This window comes from Fulvivirga ligni (genome assembly GCF_021389935.1).
GTDB classification, from domain to species: Bacteria; Bacteroidota; Bacteroidia; order Cytophagales; family Cyclobacteriaceae; genus Fulvivirga; species Fulvivirga ligni.
On sequence record NZ_CP089979.1, the window covers coordinates 1,271,660 to 1,289,452 of the forward strand.

Sequence of the window (17,793 nt, forward strand, 5' to 3'; positions counted from 1 at the left end):
TCTTATTAAAATGAAGAACGTTTTTTCTTAAACTCAAATTTGTTTGATTTGTTGAGAGGGTAGAATTTATAAATATGAGGACTTTTACATTACTATTTTTATCGATGGTGGCACTGATCATGCTCACCAATAATTGCGTTACTTTTTCTGAAACTACGGATAAAGACAGTACCTATATGGACTATGATGAGGCCGCGTTAGGCTATAAATTTTATGAACCTACGCTGGATTTGAAGCTTGAAGATGAATTAGAAGAAACCTCAGGGCTGGCATATGTAGATAGAAGTACGCTGGCCACCATTGAAGATGAGAATGGTGATTTGTATTTGATTGATTCTCAGACTGGTGAAACTAAAAGAAAGATAAAGTTCCATAAAGATGGCGACTATGAAAGTGTGGAAATAGTCAATCAAACGGTTTATGTCATGAAAAGTAATGGCGACCTCTATTATTTTGAAATGCCTGATGAAGATGAAGTAGATGCGGAGGAGATCGATACTGAATTTTCCTCAAAAAATAACCTGGAAGGCATGGGGTATGACGGTGAAAAATTATTGATTGCCTGTAAGAATAGCGGAGATGTAGATGATAATGAAGTGGATGGAAAGGCCGTATATAGCTTTGATCTTTCAGAGAAGAAAGTAAGTAAAAAAGAGGCTTTTAGCATAACGGAAGATGAGCTAGATGCCTTTATAAAAGACCGTAAATACTTCGATAATGTTAAAGATTTTGATCCTTCAGGAATAGCGGTCCATCCCATAACCGGCGATGTTTATCTCCTCTCTGCGGATCATGTTTTAGTGGTTTTTACTAAAAGCTACAAGCTGAAGGAAGTGGTTAAGCTGGATCATGATATCTATCGCCAGCCAGAAGGTATCTGCTTTGCGCCAGATGGCACGTTATATATCTCTAGCGAGGGTGCCGGTAAAAGCGCCAAGCTATTTCAACTATTATATCAGGACTAAGCCTTTGTTTTTCCGCTATACCCGTATAACTTAATGAATCTTAATCAAACATATGGGGTGAAGCGTTTAAATATATACCTGGTTCTTTGTATTCTTTTGTTTATGGGACTTTCTGCTCAGGCTCAGAAGGCGGATTCTATTATTACTTCTGCCAGTGAGCAATATGAGACTCACAGCAAGTTTAAGGTAAAGATGCTGGGAGAAAACTATCGAAAGGAGTGGCAGCAGCCATTGTCCGTAAAAGTCTTCCGTATTAATGAGGAGCATGGTGGGCTTGTGATAGTACAAAAGGGGGGCGGACAGCAGACCAAATCTCTTAGGTTGGAGGCTAAGAATGGTAAGCAATACGTACTTAGAACCATTGAAAAGTATGCTGAAGGCGCTATCCCTCAGATGATTAGAAAAAACTTTTGCTCAGGATTTGGTGCAAGATCAGATTTCAGCTTCACATCCTTACGGAGCGTTCGTGGTTCCTTTTCTGGCTGAAGCTGCTGGCATCTATCACACTAATCCACAGCTGGTTTACATTCCTGCAGATACCAGCTTTGGGGAATATCAGTCCCTTTTTGAAAATTCACTAGCCCTTTATGAGGAGCGTCCTGATGATGACTGGTCAGATGCTGATTATTTTGGTAACTCTGAAAAAATAATGAGTACAGCCAAAGTATTAGAAAAGCTGGCAGAAGATAATGATGATGAAATAGATCAAAAATTTGTAGTGCGTTCGCGCTTATTTGATATGCTAATCGGCGACTGGGACAGGCATGATGACCAGTGGCGATGGGCTTCTTTTGATAAAAAAGGAAAAGGAAAACTCTACAGACCAATACCCCGAGATCGTGATCAGGCCTTTTTTGTGAATGAAGGTTTTCTTCCCTCAATAGTGAGTAGAAAATGGGCCTTACCCAAGTTGGAAGGCTTTGACTATGATATTAGATGGCCTTCCGGATTAAGCTTTAATGCCAGGTACTTCGATAGATCATTTCTAACTGATCTTTCTAAAAAAGACTGGATAGAGCAGGCTCAGGATTTAAAGAAAAATATTACCGATGAAGTTATAGAGAAAGCGGTTCGTCAATGGCCAGATTCTATATTTCAATGGCACGGGGAAGAAATCATTGCCAAACTGAAATCGAGAAGAGATCATCTGGAAAAATATGCCGAGCAGCATTATTTGTTTCTGGCCGAGTCGGTTGATGTAGTAGGTACGGATAAACACGAGTATTTTAAAATAGAGAGAAAGGCGAATAATGATGTGGAGGTCACCGTAAGAAAAATGAAAAAGGATGGTGAGCAGAAGAAAAAGATCTACCACAGAACCTTTCATGCCTCAGAAACGGATGAGATCCGGATTTATGGACGCGGGGATAGTGATGAGTTTCATATTTCTGGCGAGTCATCTTCAGGCCCGAAGATTAGGGTGATTGGCGGCGATGGCGATGACGTATTTGTAGATTCTTCTAAAGTGGCTGGTTGGGGTAAAAGGAATATTTTTTATGACACTAAAGAGGGCACCAAAGCAGCCTTAGGTTATGAAGGTCGAAACAAGTTCAAGAATGATACTACTGTTAATGTGTATGATAGGAAGTCATACAAGTACAATGTGCTAATGCCTTTGCTTACAGGTAATTATAATGTGGATGACGGCATATTTATAGGTGGAGGCTTTGTCTATACTGATCATGGTTTCAGAAAAGAACCTTTCAGAAATAAACATATGGTAATGGGCAGCTATGCCATAAAAACTACTTCATTTAACTTAAAATATAAAGGTGAGTTCACTGATGTCATTGGCACCTGGGATTTGAATACCACCTTGGATATTAAACGGCCGAATTTTGTGAATAACTTTTTCGGCATGGGTAACGAGTCTGTCTATGATAAAAGTGCAGAGGAAACTTTTGGGCTGGAACGACCTATCGATTATTACCGCTTAAGGTTTGAGGAAATAGCCACAGATATCGGGCTGTCTCAAAATTTAGGTAAAAAAGGGAAGATTACAATCTCTCACCTTTTTCAATCTTTTGAAATAGAAAGTGAGTCTGATAAAGAGCGATTTATTTACGCTTATGATGCTGTGGTTGCGAAAGATCTTGTAGGCGTGTATAGAAACTATATGGGAGGAAAAGTTAACCTGCTAATAGACGGGCGAGATAACCCTGTACTACCTCTGTCCGGAATTTATGTAAATACGGACCTTGCCGTGATGCGGGGTATTTATAATTCTAGCAATACCTATACTGCTTTTAATGCCGCTCTTTCAAGTTACAATAGCACTAACACTGTTCATCCACTTACGCTGGCAGTAAGAGTGGGCGGTGGGGCTAACTTTGGTGATTACGAATTTTACCAATCACAAATTCTTGATGGTAAAACGGAGCTGAGAGGCTTTAGAAAAACTCGTTTTTATGGAGAGCAGAAAGTGTTTACTAATGTAGAGTTGCGCTGGGAGCTCTTTACTTTTAAAACTTATATTTTTCCTGGAAGCTTCGGAATTCTTGGCTTTCATGATTTTGGTAGGGTGTGGTATAATGATGAAGATTCAGATAAGTGGCACAAAGGATATGGTGGAGGTATTTGGGTGGCTCCATTTAATATGGCAGTAGTATCTGCTGAAGTAGGACATTCTGATGAGGACACACTCTTCTATCTGAGGTTGGGATACCTCTTCTAAAACAAAAAATCCCGATCACTGAGGATAGTGGTCGGGATTCAGAATTGAGTTAGGTTTTTTCTAGAGTTGGTATATGGTTTTGATTGAATTTCTAGGAATAAATCCACCGTCTTTAGTCAACACTAAGTCTTGCTTAAGGCCTATGATTGTATCGATGATCGTCTCATAACCTTCATGAATCGCCTTCACGATTTTCACCTTTCTGTGGTAAAAGTTACCTAGAATTAAAGCTCTTTTCAACTTGATCTCTTTTTCCTCTACATTCATCTTAGTACTGTTTATAGTTAGTTGGGTATTTTTGTAATAGCTTAACTAATTAACGCATTTTACCGCAGATTTTAAGGGCTTGGTAGACAAGCTGCTTTATAAACCAACTAATTGCATTTTTAGGCGATAAACTGCGGAGTGGGCGGAAGAAATGATTTTTTCATCGATGAGTGGTAGATTATCCCGATGAACTAACCGGTGTATCTATAAGTAGCGGTTACCGCATTTTTACTGTTTTCAGAAAAGTTGTTTCCAAGTACCTTTAAGGCGGTTGTACTTAATGGTGCTGGGCAGAGCCTTCCACCAGTACTTATTCATTTCAACAGCAAATGAGGGTTGCATATAACAGTTTATAGTACAGCCTTCGCAGGCAGGTAGCCTACCTTCCTGAGCAACCAGCGATTGTACCTTGTCTGTTTGGTAAAGCTCATAGAGGTCATTCTGAATTTTGACAGACTGAATCCCCAAATGATAGCATGGTAAAACAAGTTCGTTATAAGGAGAAATTACAATAGTGGAGCTGGCGGCTTTGCACACCGGTTTGTCAATGTGGTTTCCACCATCCATCCTGAGCTGGATAAAGGCATCATTCAGGTAAACATTCTTCTTCTTTGACCAGCTGGCTAAAGTTTTTAAACTTTCTGATGAAAATGACTCGCCTGTATTGACATCGTTATATTCAAACATGGGGTTAAGAATGAGTACAAGGTTTTGTGGTAGACAAAACTTCTGATACACTTCTTCTATTTGATGAATATTATGCTCGAAAACAGTAAACAGAATGTCTGGCTGCTCTCCTAACTCATTGGCCTTTGCGAGCGATTGTAATATAAAATCATAGCAGGCGACACCCCTCGATTCATTGTGCTCTTCCTCATGGGGTGAGTCCAGAGAGAAATGAAGCATGTCGATAAGGCCTTTGAGCTTATCCGCATATTTTGGGTATAGCAGGCAGTTGGTAGTAACGGTGGTGATAAAGCCATATGACTTAGCCAAAGAAAGTAGCTGGTCCAGCTGCTGATGTAGCAAGGGCTCACCGCCTGTGAAGTCAATTACCTTCACACCAAGCTTTTTTAGTGCCTTAAAATTTTCCTCAGCAGACTTCAGATCAACATATGGTGATGGCTTCTCCCAGATATCACAAAAGCCGCATTTTGCATTACACCGATAGGTGACATAATAGTTGCAAAGAATAGGATGTGATATCAAGCGCATGGGTTAAAGGTAGCTAACGGAGGTGGTAATCGTATGGCTACCTTTAATTAATCTTACAGCCAGTTTAGTCTCGCTTAAAATTATCTATCTCTTCAATAAAAGAAGCGGCTTCTGCCACCTCTCTACCTACCGCATGAGTCACTAATTTATTCACCCACTTCTTATGCATATTTTTAAATGAGAGCTGACTTACCACATAAGCTACTGCTACCATAAGCACACCGCTGAAGATAAGGTTGCTCATTAACCAGGTAGAATTTACTTCCGGGAAAATATCAAAACCTGTAATTAATTTAAAGCCGAAGAAAAAATAGGCCATCCAGAATGGAATGGTGCACAGGATTAATTTGAAGACACCTAAAGCATGGGCTTTTATGTTTTCTAATTGCTTTTGTACACGGGTTATGCCTCTGGAATAGTCCAGTTTACTTATCATTACCACTTGGCCTATGCTACCTATAAGTCCAATAATGGCAAACGTGCATAACAGGCCCGCAGATACTATCGGTGCTGTAAAGGCAGGCTCAGCTTTGATGGAATCCACGAGACCGGATATAATGACGATGAATATGGCACCTTCTATTATTCTATAGGCCAGTACTTTCTTTAAGCCGTCCTGCACTTTTTGTTTTAAGGCAGCTTCAGCATTGAGTTTTACGTTAACCTGTATTTCCTGATTATACTGCTGCCAAACTGATTGTATGTTATCTAATTCCATGTTGTTTTTATTTTAAGTTATTGAATTTTTCTTTTAGTTGAATCTTTATTCGGCTGATCTTAGTGCCTACATTACTTTCTGAAATATTGAGTATCTCGGCTATTTCTTTATGGCTATTCCCATCAAGGTATAAGATCATAAGTGCTTTATTAAGCTCATCCAGCTCTGCTATAAATTGGTTAAGCAGTTTTATATTTTCATTTTCTGGTTGCTCGCTTACCTCGAAGGTGTGCTCCTGAATCGGTTGTATGTATTTCTTTCTCGTCTGCTCTTTGCGGTAATAAGAAATGGCCACATTCAACGCTATGCGGTAGATCCAGGTAGAGAGCTTATAATCGGCATTATATTTAGGGTAAGCTTTCCATAAATGGCCGATAACATCCTGTACAAGATCCTCTCTGTCATCAGCCTCTTTGCAGTAGCCATTACATATTTTGTATATGATGCCTTTGTGCTTTTCTATTATATCTACAAACTCTTTTTTGACAGGTTGCATACAGCCAATCTATTTTGTTTCTGCCTCATTATTCGCAGAGTGCTCTGGAAAATCACAGTAAGTAAAATATTTTTTTTAATAAATGGCCTAAATCCTATTATAAGCTGATAATGGGGTGTTTATAAAATTTATCTTAATGTAGTTTGATAACTATATATGGGGTCTCATGTTCTTTTTGTAATATAAACTATAGATTAAATTTTATGAAAAAAATCTTTTACCTAACCCTGTCGTTGTTAATTTTAGTTGGCTCTCAAGTTACGGCGCAACAGACCAAGCAAAGGATGCCGGGCACGGATAACTATTACTGGTTACACCTGCCGCCTGGCTACAATGCTAATTCCTCAGAAACGTATCCATTTATACTGTTTTTGCATGGATGTGGAGCTGTAGCCTTTAGTAATAATTGTGGAAACACAAGATATCAAAGTGATCCCTGGACTGAACTGAATAAAGTTCTAAGAGAAGGTGTAGCCAGAGAAATAAATAATGGCTCCAACATGTGCTTTACGGTGAATGGAGAAGAGCAGTGTTTCATAGTAATATCACCTCAGCTGGATGGAGGTAACTGGAATCAAAGCATTGTGGCTAACTGGCTTCAATATGCCATGCAGACCTATAATATAGATGAAGAAATGGTTTATCTCACCGGGCTCAGCTTAGGGGGGATAGGTACCTATGAGTTTGCCCTATCTAATTCAGGAAGCTTTTATTTTAATGACCATTTAGCCGCGGTTGCTCCAATAGCTGGTATGGGGAGACGTTACCTGGCCTGTAATTTTGTAGAGAAAGATTTGCCATTATGGGCTTTTCACGGAGATCAGGATAATGTAGTGAGTTTTAATGCTGATCAGGGAATGATTGATGACATTAATGCTTGTGTACCAGGCCCTTATCCGCCACCAGTATTTACCGTATTTGAAGGTTATGGTCACAGTGGTTATGTTTGGAATACAGCTTATAATACTACCAATGATTATTTTAAACCCAATCTTTACCAATGGTTTTTAACCAATAAGGACGGCGCTAATGGTAATGTTACTCCTAACAGAGTTCCTGTGGTAGATTTGGGTAATGATGTCACTGTAACAGGTCCCAATGTTACTTTAACCAGTGAAGCAGTAGACTATGATGGCAGCATTGCCGCTTACACCTGGACGCAGCGCAGTGGTCCTAGAAGCGCAACCTTAAATAATGCTAATCAGGCCAATGTGAATGTTTCAGGCATGTCCCTGCCAGGTACATATAAGTTCAGACTTACAGTAAGAGATAATAGGTGGGCTACAGCATACGATGAGATTACAGTTACAGTAACTGGTGGTGGAGGTGGAAACCAATCAGGAAACTGGTTACAAATGACCTTGAACAATGGTGCCGGAAAGGCAGTGACCATGTACTATAACTCTAGCAAGAGCAACAGCCAGCAGCAGGATGTTAGAAATTCAGGTAATAACAACCTTAGATTTTCACTTAAAAGTGTCTCAGGATCAATTAATTGGGATGAGGTGAAAATTAATCTTACCGTAGGTTATCAGACCAAAACATTGATGATCGGGGATTATACTAACTATGTTGGCTCTGGCTGGACCAACGTGACTATTCCATTAGCCGCCTTTGGTCATGATGCCTCAAAATGGCAAAACGGAGGAGTATCGGCAGTAAGCTTTAAAGCTAAAGCAGGTGCAGGTAATGGAGTTTTTGGAGTAGATGAAATCAAGTTTATTGGGGGTAGTCAGGATTTTGTATGGTACGGAGATAGTTATGCGGTGTCAGGGGAAGCATCATCAATTACTCAGGCGCCTAACCAATTCTATGTAAGTAACCGATTAACAAATGGAGGTGTGAACACTACCAGTGCCAATAGCGCTGTTGCTAATAGTCTTTCAGAAATGAAGGTGAAAGAAGAAGTGGCATTAGATAATGGCGATTTTGTAGCGGTCTTTGATGCTTATGGAAATAAGCTCAAAGAGTTTACTTATGAAGGCGAATCTAAGGATGTGAAAAGCTTGAGGGAATATGTAAATAAAGAAGGTTTGTTTATTTACAAAGTCTTAAAATCTGACGGTACGGCACATACAGTGAAAATAATGCAGAAATAATAAACTTTAAAAAGAAGCTGCCTTAAAAGCTATAGCTACCCTATCTTTTAAGGCAGCTTCTTATTTTATTTTTCGATCAGAATATGAGAAGTTACGGCTTCATCATCACTGGCCAGTTTTATAATATAAAAACCAGGCTTAAGATTATTTACCGGTATCGTCAACTCATCTTCCTGGCTTAAGTTCCTTTCAAAAGCCACTTGTCCCGTGGTGGTAATTATGAATACCTGTGAATAGTCCTTTATTCCTTTCAGGTGAATTTCACTGGAAGCAGGATTCGGGTATAGAGTGGCATCTCCTAAATTACTCGCTAACAGACTTGAAGATGCGCCGTTAAATTCAGCATGAGACCATGGGAAATTCCCTGAATAATGGATGTAATAATTGCCATCTATCCTGGCAGGCATACTGTTAGACCAAGTGTTTGTATAATCCACTCCATTAATAGTAAGTTCAACTAAATTCCATGAGTTAATATAGCTGATATTACCTGATGTTACCCAGCAATATTCTCCACTACCTTCCTGAGTATACGGCAATGAGATTGGCGTATATGTTGCACAACCTGTAGGCGGTGTATCAACTTCACTAAAGGTAGCCGTTATGCTGAGATTAGAATTCACAGTTACACTTAATGGATTAGCTGTACTGCTAACGCTGCCAGACCAGCCATCAAACTGATATCCGCTCGATGCGGATGCTGTTAAAGTTACCACTGTGCCAGCATCATATGTGCCTCCCGCAGGGCTTACGCTTACTGTTCCTGACCCCACTACAGAGGTAGTTAGAGTATATTGCTCAATAGGATCATCAGTCACCGTGATGGTACTTGTATCTGTGTATCCGCCATCTGCTGTGGTTACGGTAATGGTAGCAGATCCTTCACCCTGAGCAGTCACAACTCCTGAGGCCGAAACAGTTGCCACGTCAGTGTCACTTGAAGACCAGCTAACAGCCTTGTTGCTTGCATTCGATGGAGTTACAGTAGCCGTGAGTGTTGCTGTTTGTCCCAGGCTAAGCTCCACATTTGATGGAGATAATGATACCCCACTAACATCCACCGGCTCACTAGCTCCTGGTTCTTCACCAAAAGCTAATTGCCCATCCACATACAATGGAATATTAGGAGTTTTTGCTAATCCAGACCCTACTCCTTGATATGAGTAGTCATTAGAAGGATCCCACGCGCTGGCAGGTGCATCGTAAGGTAGTCTAATCCTCATTTGCACTTCTTTTCTGGATTCTCCCTGCCCCCCAGGCCATAAAAATACTGATGGGCTTAGTGTTACTTCCGTGAAGTAAATATTGTTAGCGGCATCCCAGGCTTGTAGTCCGGTATAGGTAGCAATGCCTCCATTATTAGTGCTTACAACGTAATCCGATGCTGAATATCCAGCGGCAACACCTTCGGATATATTAATGAATAATCTGAAGGAATGATTGTCTGCTATACGAGAAGGCCATGCAGTATGATTGTAGATCCAAACAGCCCATTCCGTGTGAGAAGGACCTTGAGCATTGAGTTTAGCTTCTGTAAAGAACTCTTCACCAGGTATTTCTGGTGTAGGAAAACTGCTCAGCTCTGATCCGCCAAAGTCTTCCACGAGTTTGGCCATTACACCTGAAAAACCAGCATTGTAGTCACAGGCCACTTCATTATTTACATAATTAGAGCGCTCATCCGCATAAGAATCATCATTGTTAGGTCCGCCGACCAATGCTCCGTAAAGGGTATGACGAGTGAATGAAGGAGGTCCGTTCTGGTTATTAGACCAGCAACCATGAGCCGTTCTATGGTGCGGATTTAATGGTGGATTAGTACCATAACCACATACGTAGCTACTATTTCTTGGATTATCGCCTAAAGCGTATTGCGCTTGTGAGAGTGCAAAGTCATAGTATTTGCTGGCTTTGGCGCTGGAGGTGGCCAGGGGTGAATAAACCAAAGCTAAAAAGCTGGTATTCAGGCTGTACCTCAAAGCACCCCAAACATCCAGATAAGCTAAGCCTCCCGGTGTGTAAGTAATTCTGCTGCCATTGTAGCCGTCAGTCCAGTAGTCCAGGTGGCGCTCTGCATCAGTTTTATACTGAGCGTTGCCAGTAAGCTGAGCCATGAGTACATAACAGCCATATGATTTATCATCCCAGGCTAGTCCCCATTTGTAAGACTTGTCGGTACTTTGTCTTTCATTACTCAAATTAGCGTAATAGCTGGTAGCCTTGGTAAGGTAGCTCTGATTGCCAGTGGCTTTATATAACCAAATAGCTCCCCAAACTAATTCATCATTATAGCCACTGTATGAGCGATAGTAGCCGGCCGCATCAGTAATGGCATCAGAGTAAGAGCCTCTGTAGGTGTCAGCGAAACTATATAGTTGCTCTGCATGTGCTAATAAAGTACTGCTATAGGCAGGGTCATCATTAGCAAAGATGATACTAGCTGCAGCCATGGCAGCAGCAGTTTCGGCTGCCAGGTCAGAGCCAGGGTTGCTGGCATCTATTTTATATGATGGCCTTTCCATTTGCATTACTTCTGCAGAGCCCCACCAGGCATGGTCTGTTCCACCGTTGCCTACCTGTCCCCAAAATTCATTGGGAGCGGTATGGCACTTAATGAAATAATCATTTACCCATCGTAGATTTCTCTTTAGATAAGCCATCTGGTTGGTGGAGGTATAGCCATCTTCAAACTCTATTGCTCCCCAGGCCAGCACAGTGGCAGAAAAAGCCATCGGGAAGCCAAACTTTACATGGTCTCCGGCATCATACCAGCCACCGGTTAAGTCATGGCCAACATCGGCACCGTCATCCAGGGCAGAATCATCGCGCCAGTTGAGGCGGTTGTTGTTTAACTGGCCGGATTCCTGAGCTTCGTAAAAAAGCATTGATTTTTGTAAAACTTCGGCATAATTATACTGTGCCCATGCCAGGGGCATGCTCATGAGATAAATGAGCACGAATGTGCTTAACGTTTTCATAAGGATATGTTTAAGGTGAAAAATGGTTTAGGTTGAGACAATATAATCTCAGGTTCAGAATGGTGAATTCTGAAAATATAAGGTGGCATGCCGGGTAGCTGGTATGCCGGGTTAAGTTTCTAAGATTGTGTAATTACAACACTAGGTCCGCAGCAAATCTCTGCGAGAGTGATGTGAAAATGGCCAATAGACAGTAGTGGTTTTTAGTAGTAGAAGCATGAGGTTTAGGTTATGGTAGTTTTGATTATAACTATACTGAATTTAGTGATTTTTTGTGAGAGATAAAAGCCAAAAGTGTTGCAGAAGGCACTAAACGAGCCAGTTGAGAAAGGTTGATTAAATGTTTTTACTACAATTAATTGATAGTCAGAGAGGTGATGGACCAAATAAAATCTGAACTTCTAATTTTTAAAATCAGATTTGATCTGTCAAACTATTCCAAACTCACCTCATAGTCATACCTATCCATCTTTTGTACTCCTGAAAATGAAACGGTAAGCTTTTTCTTGGTCCAGTCGCCTTTGTAGTATCCTAGAATATCATCATCTCCCAGGTATTTGGAAACATCATTATAGGTTAGGCCATCTTTCATCATTTGTTCATAGTAAACTCTGATTACTGGCTCTATCTGTTCAATGTTTTTATCAGTATCCATCTCTAAAAGGAAAATAACCAGTTGCTCAGGTTTTGAGTCCAGTTTTAAAGGAATATTAACTTCACGATTTGAGGAGGAAAGAATAAGTGTTTTGGCTAGTAAAGGGCTTGATAGAGTTGGCTGTTGAGTATTCTCATATATCAAAAGCATGAGCTCATCATTTTGAGTAGATAGAGTACTCATGTCTTCACTCAGGTTATACGCCTTTACGAAGATATTATATGTATCTGATAATGAGGAGGTAGTTGGTTTTGCGGAATTTGAGCTACTACTAGTGCTGGTGGGGTGCTGTTTAGATGCACAGCTGACTAGAATTAAGAAAGCAGAGAGGTAAGCAAGGTATTTCATAAACTAAAAATTGGGTGCACCTAAAGCCGGCACACCCAATGATTATATTTTTATTAGGTAAGCATTCCACCGTCTACCTGTAGTACTTGTCCTGAGATGTATGAAGACATATCAGATCCTAAGAATACACAAGCTTCAGCTACATCTTCCGGAGTACCACCTCTTTTCAAAGGGATAGCGTCTCTCCATCCTTGTACCGTTTTTTCGTCAAGCTTATCAGTCATTTCAGTTTCTATAAATCCTGGAGCAATGGCGTTAGATCTTACACCTCTTGAGCCAAGCTCTAAAGCTACTGATTTAGTGAAACCGATAATACCTGCTTTACTAGCAGAATAGTTGGTCTGGCCGGCGTTACCCTTAATTCCTACTACAGAAGTCATGTTTATGATAGAACCACTTCTCTGCTTCATCATAGTTTTAGTAGCAGCTTTCACTGTGTTAAAACAAGACTTCAAGTTTATATTGATTACAGAATCCCAATCAGCTTCATTTATTCTAAGAAGCAAGTTATCTTTAGTAATACCTGCATTGTTCACAAGGATATCTAAAGATCCAAATTCTGCAACTACGTCGTTGATTAACTGCTCAGCAGCAGCAAAATCAGAAGCATCCGAGCGATAACCTTTGGCCTTAACACCTTTGTCAGCCAACTCTTTTTCTAAAGCTTCACCTTTTTCTACACTAGAAAGATAAGTGAAAGCAACATTAGCTCCTTGCTCAGCATATTTTAGAGCAATGGCTCTTCCTATACCTTTTGAAGCTCCGGTTACCAACGCGGTTTTGCCTTCTAATAATTTCATTTGTATACGTTTTATTATTCTATTTTAAATATCACCAGCAAAAATACAGATATGAATATTATTCCCGAGCTTTTTTGTTCTTCTTTAACAATGTTGGTGCTAATTGTAAGGCGGAAATAGTGATTATGACACAGCTAATACCACCCTAAAAGTCTCTCAGATTGCTATTAGGAATAAAAGTATTGGGAAGTACATAATATGTGAAAAGCAGCAATATTCCCGCATATCTAACAGTAACTTATCCTTTATTCATTTTTCTAAAATACAAAAAAATCATTTCAGAAAACAATTTGCCGCTCTAACTTGCTATTAACTAACATTATGGAAGCATTGAAAAAAATACTTCTGCTGGAAGATGATGAATTTACAAGAACCATCACTGAAGCGCAGTTAAAAAAATCAGGCTTTGAAGTAGAGAGCTTTGAAGATCTGGAGTCTGTGCTGGATATGAAAGCAGAAGTTTATGATCTGATTATCTCTGACAGAAATATTCATGGAATAGATGTGGAGGAGGCCATTCTTTCGTTTAGGCAAAGGGCTGATGTGCCTTTGGTTATCCTGAGCCAAAATGATAAGCAGGGAGATATGGCAGATCTCTATCTAAAAAAGCCACTCAATGCTGATAAAATAGAGCAACTTTCGAAGTTAATCTCCTCTGATGATGTGAATATTGATCGAGTAAAAGCATTTGCTATGGGCGATAAGCAGCTCATCAGATCTTATATAGACACCTTTACCAGTACCTTTAAAAGTGAGTTGAGTCTGCTAGAAAAAGAGGTGCTCACGGAAGATGCTATTGTACTCAAAAACAGAGCTCATAAAATGCTCTCATCGGTAGCTTATTATGGCAATAAGGAAATAAACAGCATCCTGGAAAAGCTGGAAACTGAAGCTTCACAGATGAGCTCTAAAGAAAGAGAACTGGCAGTAATACAGGTGAAAAATGCCTCTGTGAAACTTATAGAATCTTTGGAAAAGAAAGTATTAACTCTCTAAAGAGTATTTTCTTATCTTGTTGTAAAGGGTAGACCTATCAATGTTTAATATTCTGGCTGCCTTCGATTTATTGTATTTTACTTCTTCTAAAGTTCTGGCTATCAGCTGTTTTTCGTTTTCAGAAGCTATGCTTTTCAAATCTTTAGGCGAATCGTCTGACATCACCTGCTGTACGGGTTCTTCAAACATAACATCAGGCAGGTTTTCAGTGGTGAGCTGATCTTCAGTTTCCAAAAGCACAGACCTACGGATTACGTTTTTTAGCTCACGAAGATTTCCCGGCCAGCCATAATGGATAAACCTTTCTTCTGCCAGCTTGCTAAAACCTTCAACATTTCTCTCCAATTCTTCATTGGCTCTATTCAGAAAGTAGTTGGCGTATATCATGATGTCATCTTTCCTTTCCCTTAATGGAGGCAGGTTAATCATGAATTCATTGATTCGGTGGTATAAATCTTCTCTAAATTTATTCTCTCCAGCAGCTGTTTTAAGGTCTTCGTTAGTAGCCGTAATGAGCCTTACATCCACATCTACATCTGTATTGCCACCCAGTTTTCTTACTTTTCGTTCTTGCAGCACACGAAGAAGTTTTACTTGTACCTCATATGACAAATTGCCAATTTCATCTAGAAACAAGGTGCCTCCGTTGGCTAGCTTAAATTGCCCGTCTTTATCATTTACTGCTCCTGTAAAAGCTCCTTTTACATGACCAAATAGTTCACTGGCCGCCAGGTTTTCAGATAAGGCACCACAATCTATAGAAACAAAAGGTTTACCCTTTCTTTTGCTCTGCTGGTGGATTCTCTTGGCTATGTATTCTTTACCGGTACCGCTTTCTCCTAAAATTAAAACAGACATATCAGTGGCGGCTACCAAGTCAAGGTGGTTGAGTACTTGCTTAAAAGGCTCACTTTGACCTTCTACAAACTCAAATGATGACCTTTTAGCTTTTTTCTGAGGCGCTTGTACACGCTCCTCTTTGCTAGAAATGGCTTTTTTTATTACTGAAAGGAGCTCATCAGGGTTGATGGGCTTAGCTATATATTCAAAGGCACCTAATTTTATCGCCTGCACTGCCGTTTTTATGTGGGCATAGCTGGTCATAATAATTACATTGCACCTGTAATTCTTTTTCTTAATATCACCCAGTAGCTCAATGCCGTCATAATCAGGCATTTTAAGGTCAGAAATTACAATATCATAATCACTTTGGTTTAGTAATCTAAGCGCACTTAGTGCATCTGTGGCGTGCTGGCAATCAAAGCTATTTTTCTCCAGAAATCCCTTAAGCATAGTGGCAAAAGAGATATCATCCTCTACTATTAGTATCTTGGTCATTGGGTTTTAGCAATTGCGATATCTTGTTAACGCAAATTTGGTACAATAGTCCCACTAAAATTTAAAAAAATAAAGGCCCACCGGTTAAAGTGAGCCTTTAGTAGTTAAAAGTTGAGCTTAAAGCTACAAGCGTTGTTTAGTCTTCCACTACTTTACCATCTTTATCATATACTTCTATTTCTTTCTCTTGCTCAGCGTTTTGGAAGTGAATTTCATATTCAACTGAATTATCAGTAGTGGTCATTTCACCCTCACCTTCATAGGTAATTTTATAAGCCTTAGCGATACTCCATTTAGAGAAATCACCCTTTACAATGGCTTGTTTCACTGTGGCAGGAAGTTCAGAAGCACTGATCTCTGTCTTTTTAGGGTCTACTTTTACTACAAGGGCATCAGTAGTAGTTGTATTTGGTTCTATTGTATTTGCGTTGGTCGCAACAGTTGCTGAAAATAATAATGCTGCTGCTCCTATAATTATTCTATTGAATTTCATGGTTGGTTTCATTTAAATTTTTAATAACTCATTTACTCTTTCAATATGAGATAATGATGCCATGAAACGGATTAAAGTATAATCAATTGATTATCAGTGCATTTAAAGAATTTCAATTTATTTAGGAAGCTCATTTTTTGTTGGATAATCCAACAGTCTGTTGTGTAATTGCTAAATGATCAACACATTTTTGGCTGGGCATGAAACCACATCATTTAGTTAATTTTTTTCTAACCGCTTTTCGATTAAATTTGCAGTCCCGCAAACGGAATAAGAAATAGATAAAAAATACAGCTTATGTCAAAAAAATATGATCTTTTGGTTTTAGGTAGTGGCCCTGGAGGTTACGTAGCAGCTATTAGAGCGTCTCAGCTGGGGCTTAAAGTAGGTGTAATTGAAAAAGAAGCTCTTGGTGGTATTTGCCTTAACTGGGGATGTATCCCTACAAAAGCTCTTTTAAAAAGTGCCAATGTTTTTGAATATATATCGCATTCTGAAGATTACGGTATTACTGTAAAAGATGCTAAGGCTGATCTTTCTGCTATGGTGAAAAGAAGCCGTGGTGTAGCTGATGGTATGAGTAAGGGTATTCAATTTTTATTTAAAAAGAATAAGATTGATGCTATTATGGGATTTGGTAAGCTGGTAGCTGGTAAGAAGGTAGAAGTGAAAGGTGAAGACGGTAAAGTTGAAACTTACAGCGCAGACCATATTATAGTAGCTACAGGAGGTAGATCACGAGAGCTACCTGCAATGCCTATTGATAACGAAAAAATTATTGGTTATAGAAAAGCTTTAGTACTAGACAAACTGCCTAAGAAAATGGTAGTAGTAGGTTCTGGTGCTATCGGTGTAGAGTTTGCTTATTTCTATAATACTATTGGTGTAGAAGTAACTATTGTTGAGTACTTGCCAAACATAGTGCCTTTAGAAGATGAAGAGGTTTCTAAAACATTAGCTAGAAGCTTCAAGAAATCGGGCATTAAAATTATGACTGAGTCTGAAGTGACTAATGTAGACACTAAAGGAAAAGGTTGTAAAGTGATTGTTAAAACCAAGAAGGGTGAAGAGATTATTGATTGTGATGTAGTACTTTCTGCAGTAGGTATCTCTACTAACCTTGACGGAATTGGTTTAGAAGATGTAGGTGTAGCTACAGATAGAGGTAAGATCATTGTAGATGATTATTACAAAACAAACATACCTGGCGTTTATGCTATTGGTGATATCGTTCACGGACCAGCACTTGCTCACGTAGCATCTGCAGAAGGTATTATCTGTGTAGAGAAAATAGCAGGTCAGTCTCCTGAGCCATTAGATTATGGAAACATCCCAGGATGTACTTACTGTAGCCCAGAAGTAGCTTCTGTAGGATATACTGAAGCTTCTGCTAAAGAGGCCGGTTACGAAGTGAAAGTAGGTAAATTCCCATTCTCAGCTTCTGGTAAAGCTAGTGCTGCCGGTGCTAAAGATGGTTTCGTAAAAGTAATTTTCGATGCTAAGTATGGCGAATTCCTTGGTGCTCACATGATTGGTAGTAACGTTACAGAGATGATTGCCGAAGTAGTAGCAGCTCGTAAGCTAGAAACTACAGGCCATGAAATCATTAAAACTGTACACCCTCACCCAACTATGTCAGAGGCTGTTATGGAAGCTGCGGCAGCTGCTTATGATGAAGTGATCCACATATAATTCAATTATATATAGCATATTATAAACAAAAGCATCAATTTAGTGTTGATGCTTTTGTA

The 17,793-nt window shown here is 39.6% G+C and carries 15 protein-coding genes; 6 read left to right on the plus strand and 9 right to left on the minus strand.

The genetic code is table 11. The annotated features are described in order from the left end of the window. The first annotated feature begins 74 nt into the window (after positions 1-74). Genes LVD16_RS05685 through LVD16_RS05695 form a run of 3 tightly spaced genes read left to right on the plus strand, consistent with a single transcriptional unit; the run spans position 75 to position 3,639 of the window. Positions 75-965, plus strand: a complete 891-nt coding sequence (locus tag LVD16_RS05685; RefSeq protein WP_233772955.1) for an SdiA-regulated domain-containing protein — start codon at positions 75-77, stop codon at positions 963-965. A gap of 33 nt (positions 966-998) precedes the next feature. Continuing rightward, complete coding sequence (locus LVD16_RS05690; RefSeq protein WP_233772956.1) at positions 999-1,451, plus strand: hypothetical protein; 453 nt, start codon at positions 999-1,001, stop codon at positions 1,449-1,451. Continuing rightward, positions 1,390-3,639 (plus strand): BamA/TamA family outer membrane protein, encoded by a 2,250-nt coding sequence (locus LVD16_RS05695; protein WP_233772957.1) that lies wholly within the window; start codon positions 1,390-1,392, stop codon positions 3,637-3,639. The genes LVD16_RS05690 and LVD16_RS05695 overlap by 62 nt, the downstream gene beginning before the upstream one ends. A 60-nt stretch (positions 3,640-3,699) precedes the next feature. Here LVD16_RS05695 and LVD16_RS05700 read toward each other — a convergent pair whose 3' ends face one another. The 4 genes from LVD16_RS05700 to LVD16_RS05715 form a co-directional block, all read right to left on the minus strand. Next, positions 3,700-3,906 (minus strand): hypothetical protein, encoded by a 207-nt coding sequence (locus LVD16_RS05700; protein ID WP_233772958.1) that lies wholly within the window; start codon positions 3,904-3,906, stop codon positions 3,700-3,702. A 237-nt stretch (positions 3,907-4,143) separates the two neighbouring features. Continuing rightward, on the minus strand, positions 4,144-5,121 hold the full coding sequence (locus LVD16_RS05705; protein ID WP_233772959.1) for a radical SAM protein: 978 nt from the start codon (positions 5,119-5,121) through the stop codon (positions 4,144-4,146). Between the two features lie 64 nt (positions 5,122-5,185). Continuing rightward, positions 5,186-5,839, minus strand: a complete 654-nt coding sequence (locus tag LVD16_RS05710; protein WP_233772960.1) for a hypothetical protein — start codon at positions 5,837-5,839, stop codon at positions 5,186-5,188. Positions 5,840-5,846: 7 nt separating this feature from the next. Next, entirely contained in the window at positions 5,847-6,335 is a 489-nt protein-coding gene (locus LVD16_RS05715; RefSeq protein ID WP_233772961.1) for an RNA polymerase sigma factor, read from the minus strand. A 203-nt stretch (positions 6,336-6,538) separates the two neighbouring features. Here LVD16_RS05715 and LVD16_RS05720 point away from each other — a divergent pair, with 203 nt between their 5' ends. Further along, the gene (locus LVD16_RS05720) at positions 6,539-8,434 is read left to right on the plus strand and encodes a carboxylesterase family protein (protein ID WP_233772962.1); all 1,896 of its coding nucleotides are present in this window, start codon (positions 6,539-6,541) and stop codon (positions 8,432-8,434) included. Between the two features lie 65 nt (positions 8,435-8,499). Here LVD16_RS05720 and LVD16_RS05725 read toward each other — a convergent pair whose 3' ends face one another. The 3 genes from LVD16_RS05725 to fabG all read right to left on the minus strand — a co-directional run bounded on the left by LVD16_RS05725 (position 8,500) and on the right by fabG (position 13,215). Then, a complete protein-coding gene (locus LVD16_RS05725; RefSeq protein WP_233772963.1) occupies positions 8,500-11,412 on the minus strand; it encodes a glycoside hydrolase family 9 protein in 2,913 nt (970 codons plus the stop codon). 433 nt (positions 11,413-11,845) lie between these two features. Further along, positions 11,846-12,415, minus strand: a complete 570-nt coding sequence (locus LVD16_RS05730; protein ID WP_233772964.1) for a hypothetical protein — start codon at positions 12,413-12,415, stop codon at positions 11,846-11,848. Positions 12,416-12,468: 53 nt separating this feature from the next. After that, entirely contained in the window at positions 12,469-13,215 is a 747-nt protein-coding gene (gene fabG, locus LVD16_RS05735; protein ID WP_233772965.1) for a 3-oxoacyl-[acyl-carrier-protein] reductase, read from the minus strand. Between the two features lie 321 nt (positions 13,216-13,536). Here fabG and LVD16_RS05740 point away from each other — a divergent pair, with 321 nt between their 5' ends. Further along, the gene (locus LVD16_RS05740) at positions 13,537-14,211 is read left to right on the plus strand and encodes a response regulator (protein ID WP_233772966.1); all 675 of its coding nucleotides are present in this window, start codon (positions 13,537-13,539) and stop codon (positions 14,209-14,211) included. On the opposite strand, the gene LVD16_RS05745 is transcribed toward LVD16_RS05740, so the two are convergent. Both LVD16_RS05745 and LVD16_RS05750 read right to left on the minus strand, forming a co-directional pair. Further along, a complete protein-coding gene (locus LVD16_RS05745) occupies positions 14,200-15,549 on the minus strand; it encodes a sigma-54-dependent transcriptional regulator (protein WP_233772967.1) in 1,350 nt (449 codons plus the stop codon). The genes LVD16_RS05740 and LVD16_RS05745 overlap by 12 nt on opposite strands. A 136-nt stretch (positions 15,550-15,685) precedes the next feature. Beyond that, positions 15,686-16,042 carry a hypothetical protein gene (locus tag LVD16_RS05750; RefSeq protein ID WP_233772968.1) on the minus strand — a complete coding sequence of 119 codons (357 nt, stop codon included), beginning with the start codon at positions 16,040-16,042 and terminating at the stop codon, positions 15,686-15,688. A gap of 297 nt (positions 16,043-16,339) precedes the next feature. Here LVD16_RS05750 and lpdA point away from each other — a divergent pair, with 297 nt between their 5' ends. Beyond that, positions 16,340-17,734 carry a dihydrolipoyl dehydrogenase gene (gene lpdA / locus LVD16_RS05755; protein WP_233772969.1) on the plus strand — a complete coding sequence of 465 codons (1,395 nt, stop codon included), beginning with the start codon at positions 16,340-16,342 and terminating at the stop codon, positions 17,732-17,734. Positions 17,735-17,793: the final 59 nt, after the last annotated feature.

Coding starts and splice junctions, on each gene's coding strand:
- fabG (WP_233772965.1), bottom strand. CDS start 13,215: ATGAAATTATTAGAAGGCAAAACCGCGTTGGTAACCGGAGCTTCAAAA.
- LVD16_RS05725 (WP_233772963.1), bottom strand. CDS start 11,412: ATGAAAACGTTAAGCACATTCGTGCTCATTTATCTCATGAGCATGCCC.
- LVD16_RS05710 (WP_233772960.1), bottom strand. CDS start 5,839: ATGGAATTAGATAACATACAATCAGTTTGGCAGCAGTATAATCAGGAA.
- LVD16_RS05705 (WP_233772959.1), bottom strand. CDS start 5,121: ATGCGCTTGATATCACATCCTATTCTTTGCAACTATTATGTCACCTAT.
- LVD16_RS05700 (WP_233772958.1), bottom strand. CDS start 3,906: ATGAATGTAGAGGAAAAAGAGATCAAGTTGAAAAGAGCTTTAATTCTA.
- LVD16_RS05750 (WP_233772968.1), bottom strand. CDS start 16,042: ATGAAATTCAATAGAATAATTATAGGAGCAGCAGCATTATTATTTTCA.
- LVD16_RS05715 (WP_233772961.1), bottom strand. CDS start 6,335: ATGCAACCTGTCAAAAAAGAGTTTGTAGATATAATAGAAAAGCACAAA.
- lpdA (WP_233772969.1), top strand. CDS start 16,340: ATGTCAAAAAAATATGATCTTTTGGTTTTAGGTAGTGGCCCTGGAGGT.
- LVD16_RS05745 (WP_233772967.1), bottom strand. CDS start 15,549: ATGACCAAGATACTAATAGTAGAGGATGATATCTCTTTTGCCACTATG.
- LVD16_RS05740 (WP_233772966.1), top strand. CDS start 13,537: ATGGAAGCATTGAAAAAAATACTTCTGCTGGAAGATGATGAATTTACA.
- LVD16_RS05720 (WP_233772962.1), top strand. CDS start 6,539: ATGAAAAAAATCTTTTACCTAACCCTGTCGTTGTTAATTTTAGTTGGC.
- LVD16_RS05685 (WP_233772955.1), top strand. CDS start 75: ATGAGGACTTTTACATTACTATTTTTATCGATGGTGGCACTGATCATG.
- LVD16_RS05730 (WP_233772964.1), bottom strand. CDS start 12,415: ATGAAATACCTTGCTTACCTCTCTGCTTTCTTAATTCTAGTCAGCTGT.
- LVD16_RS05690 (WP_233772956.1), top strand. CDS start 999: ATGAATCTTAATCAAACATATGGGGTGAAGCGTTTAAATATATACCTG.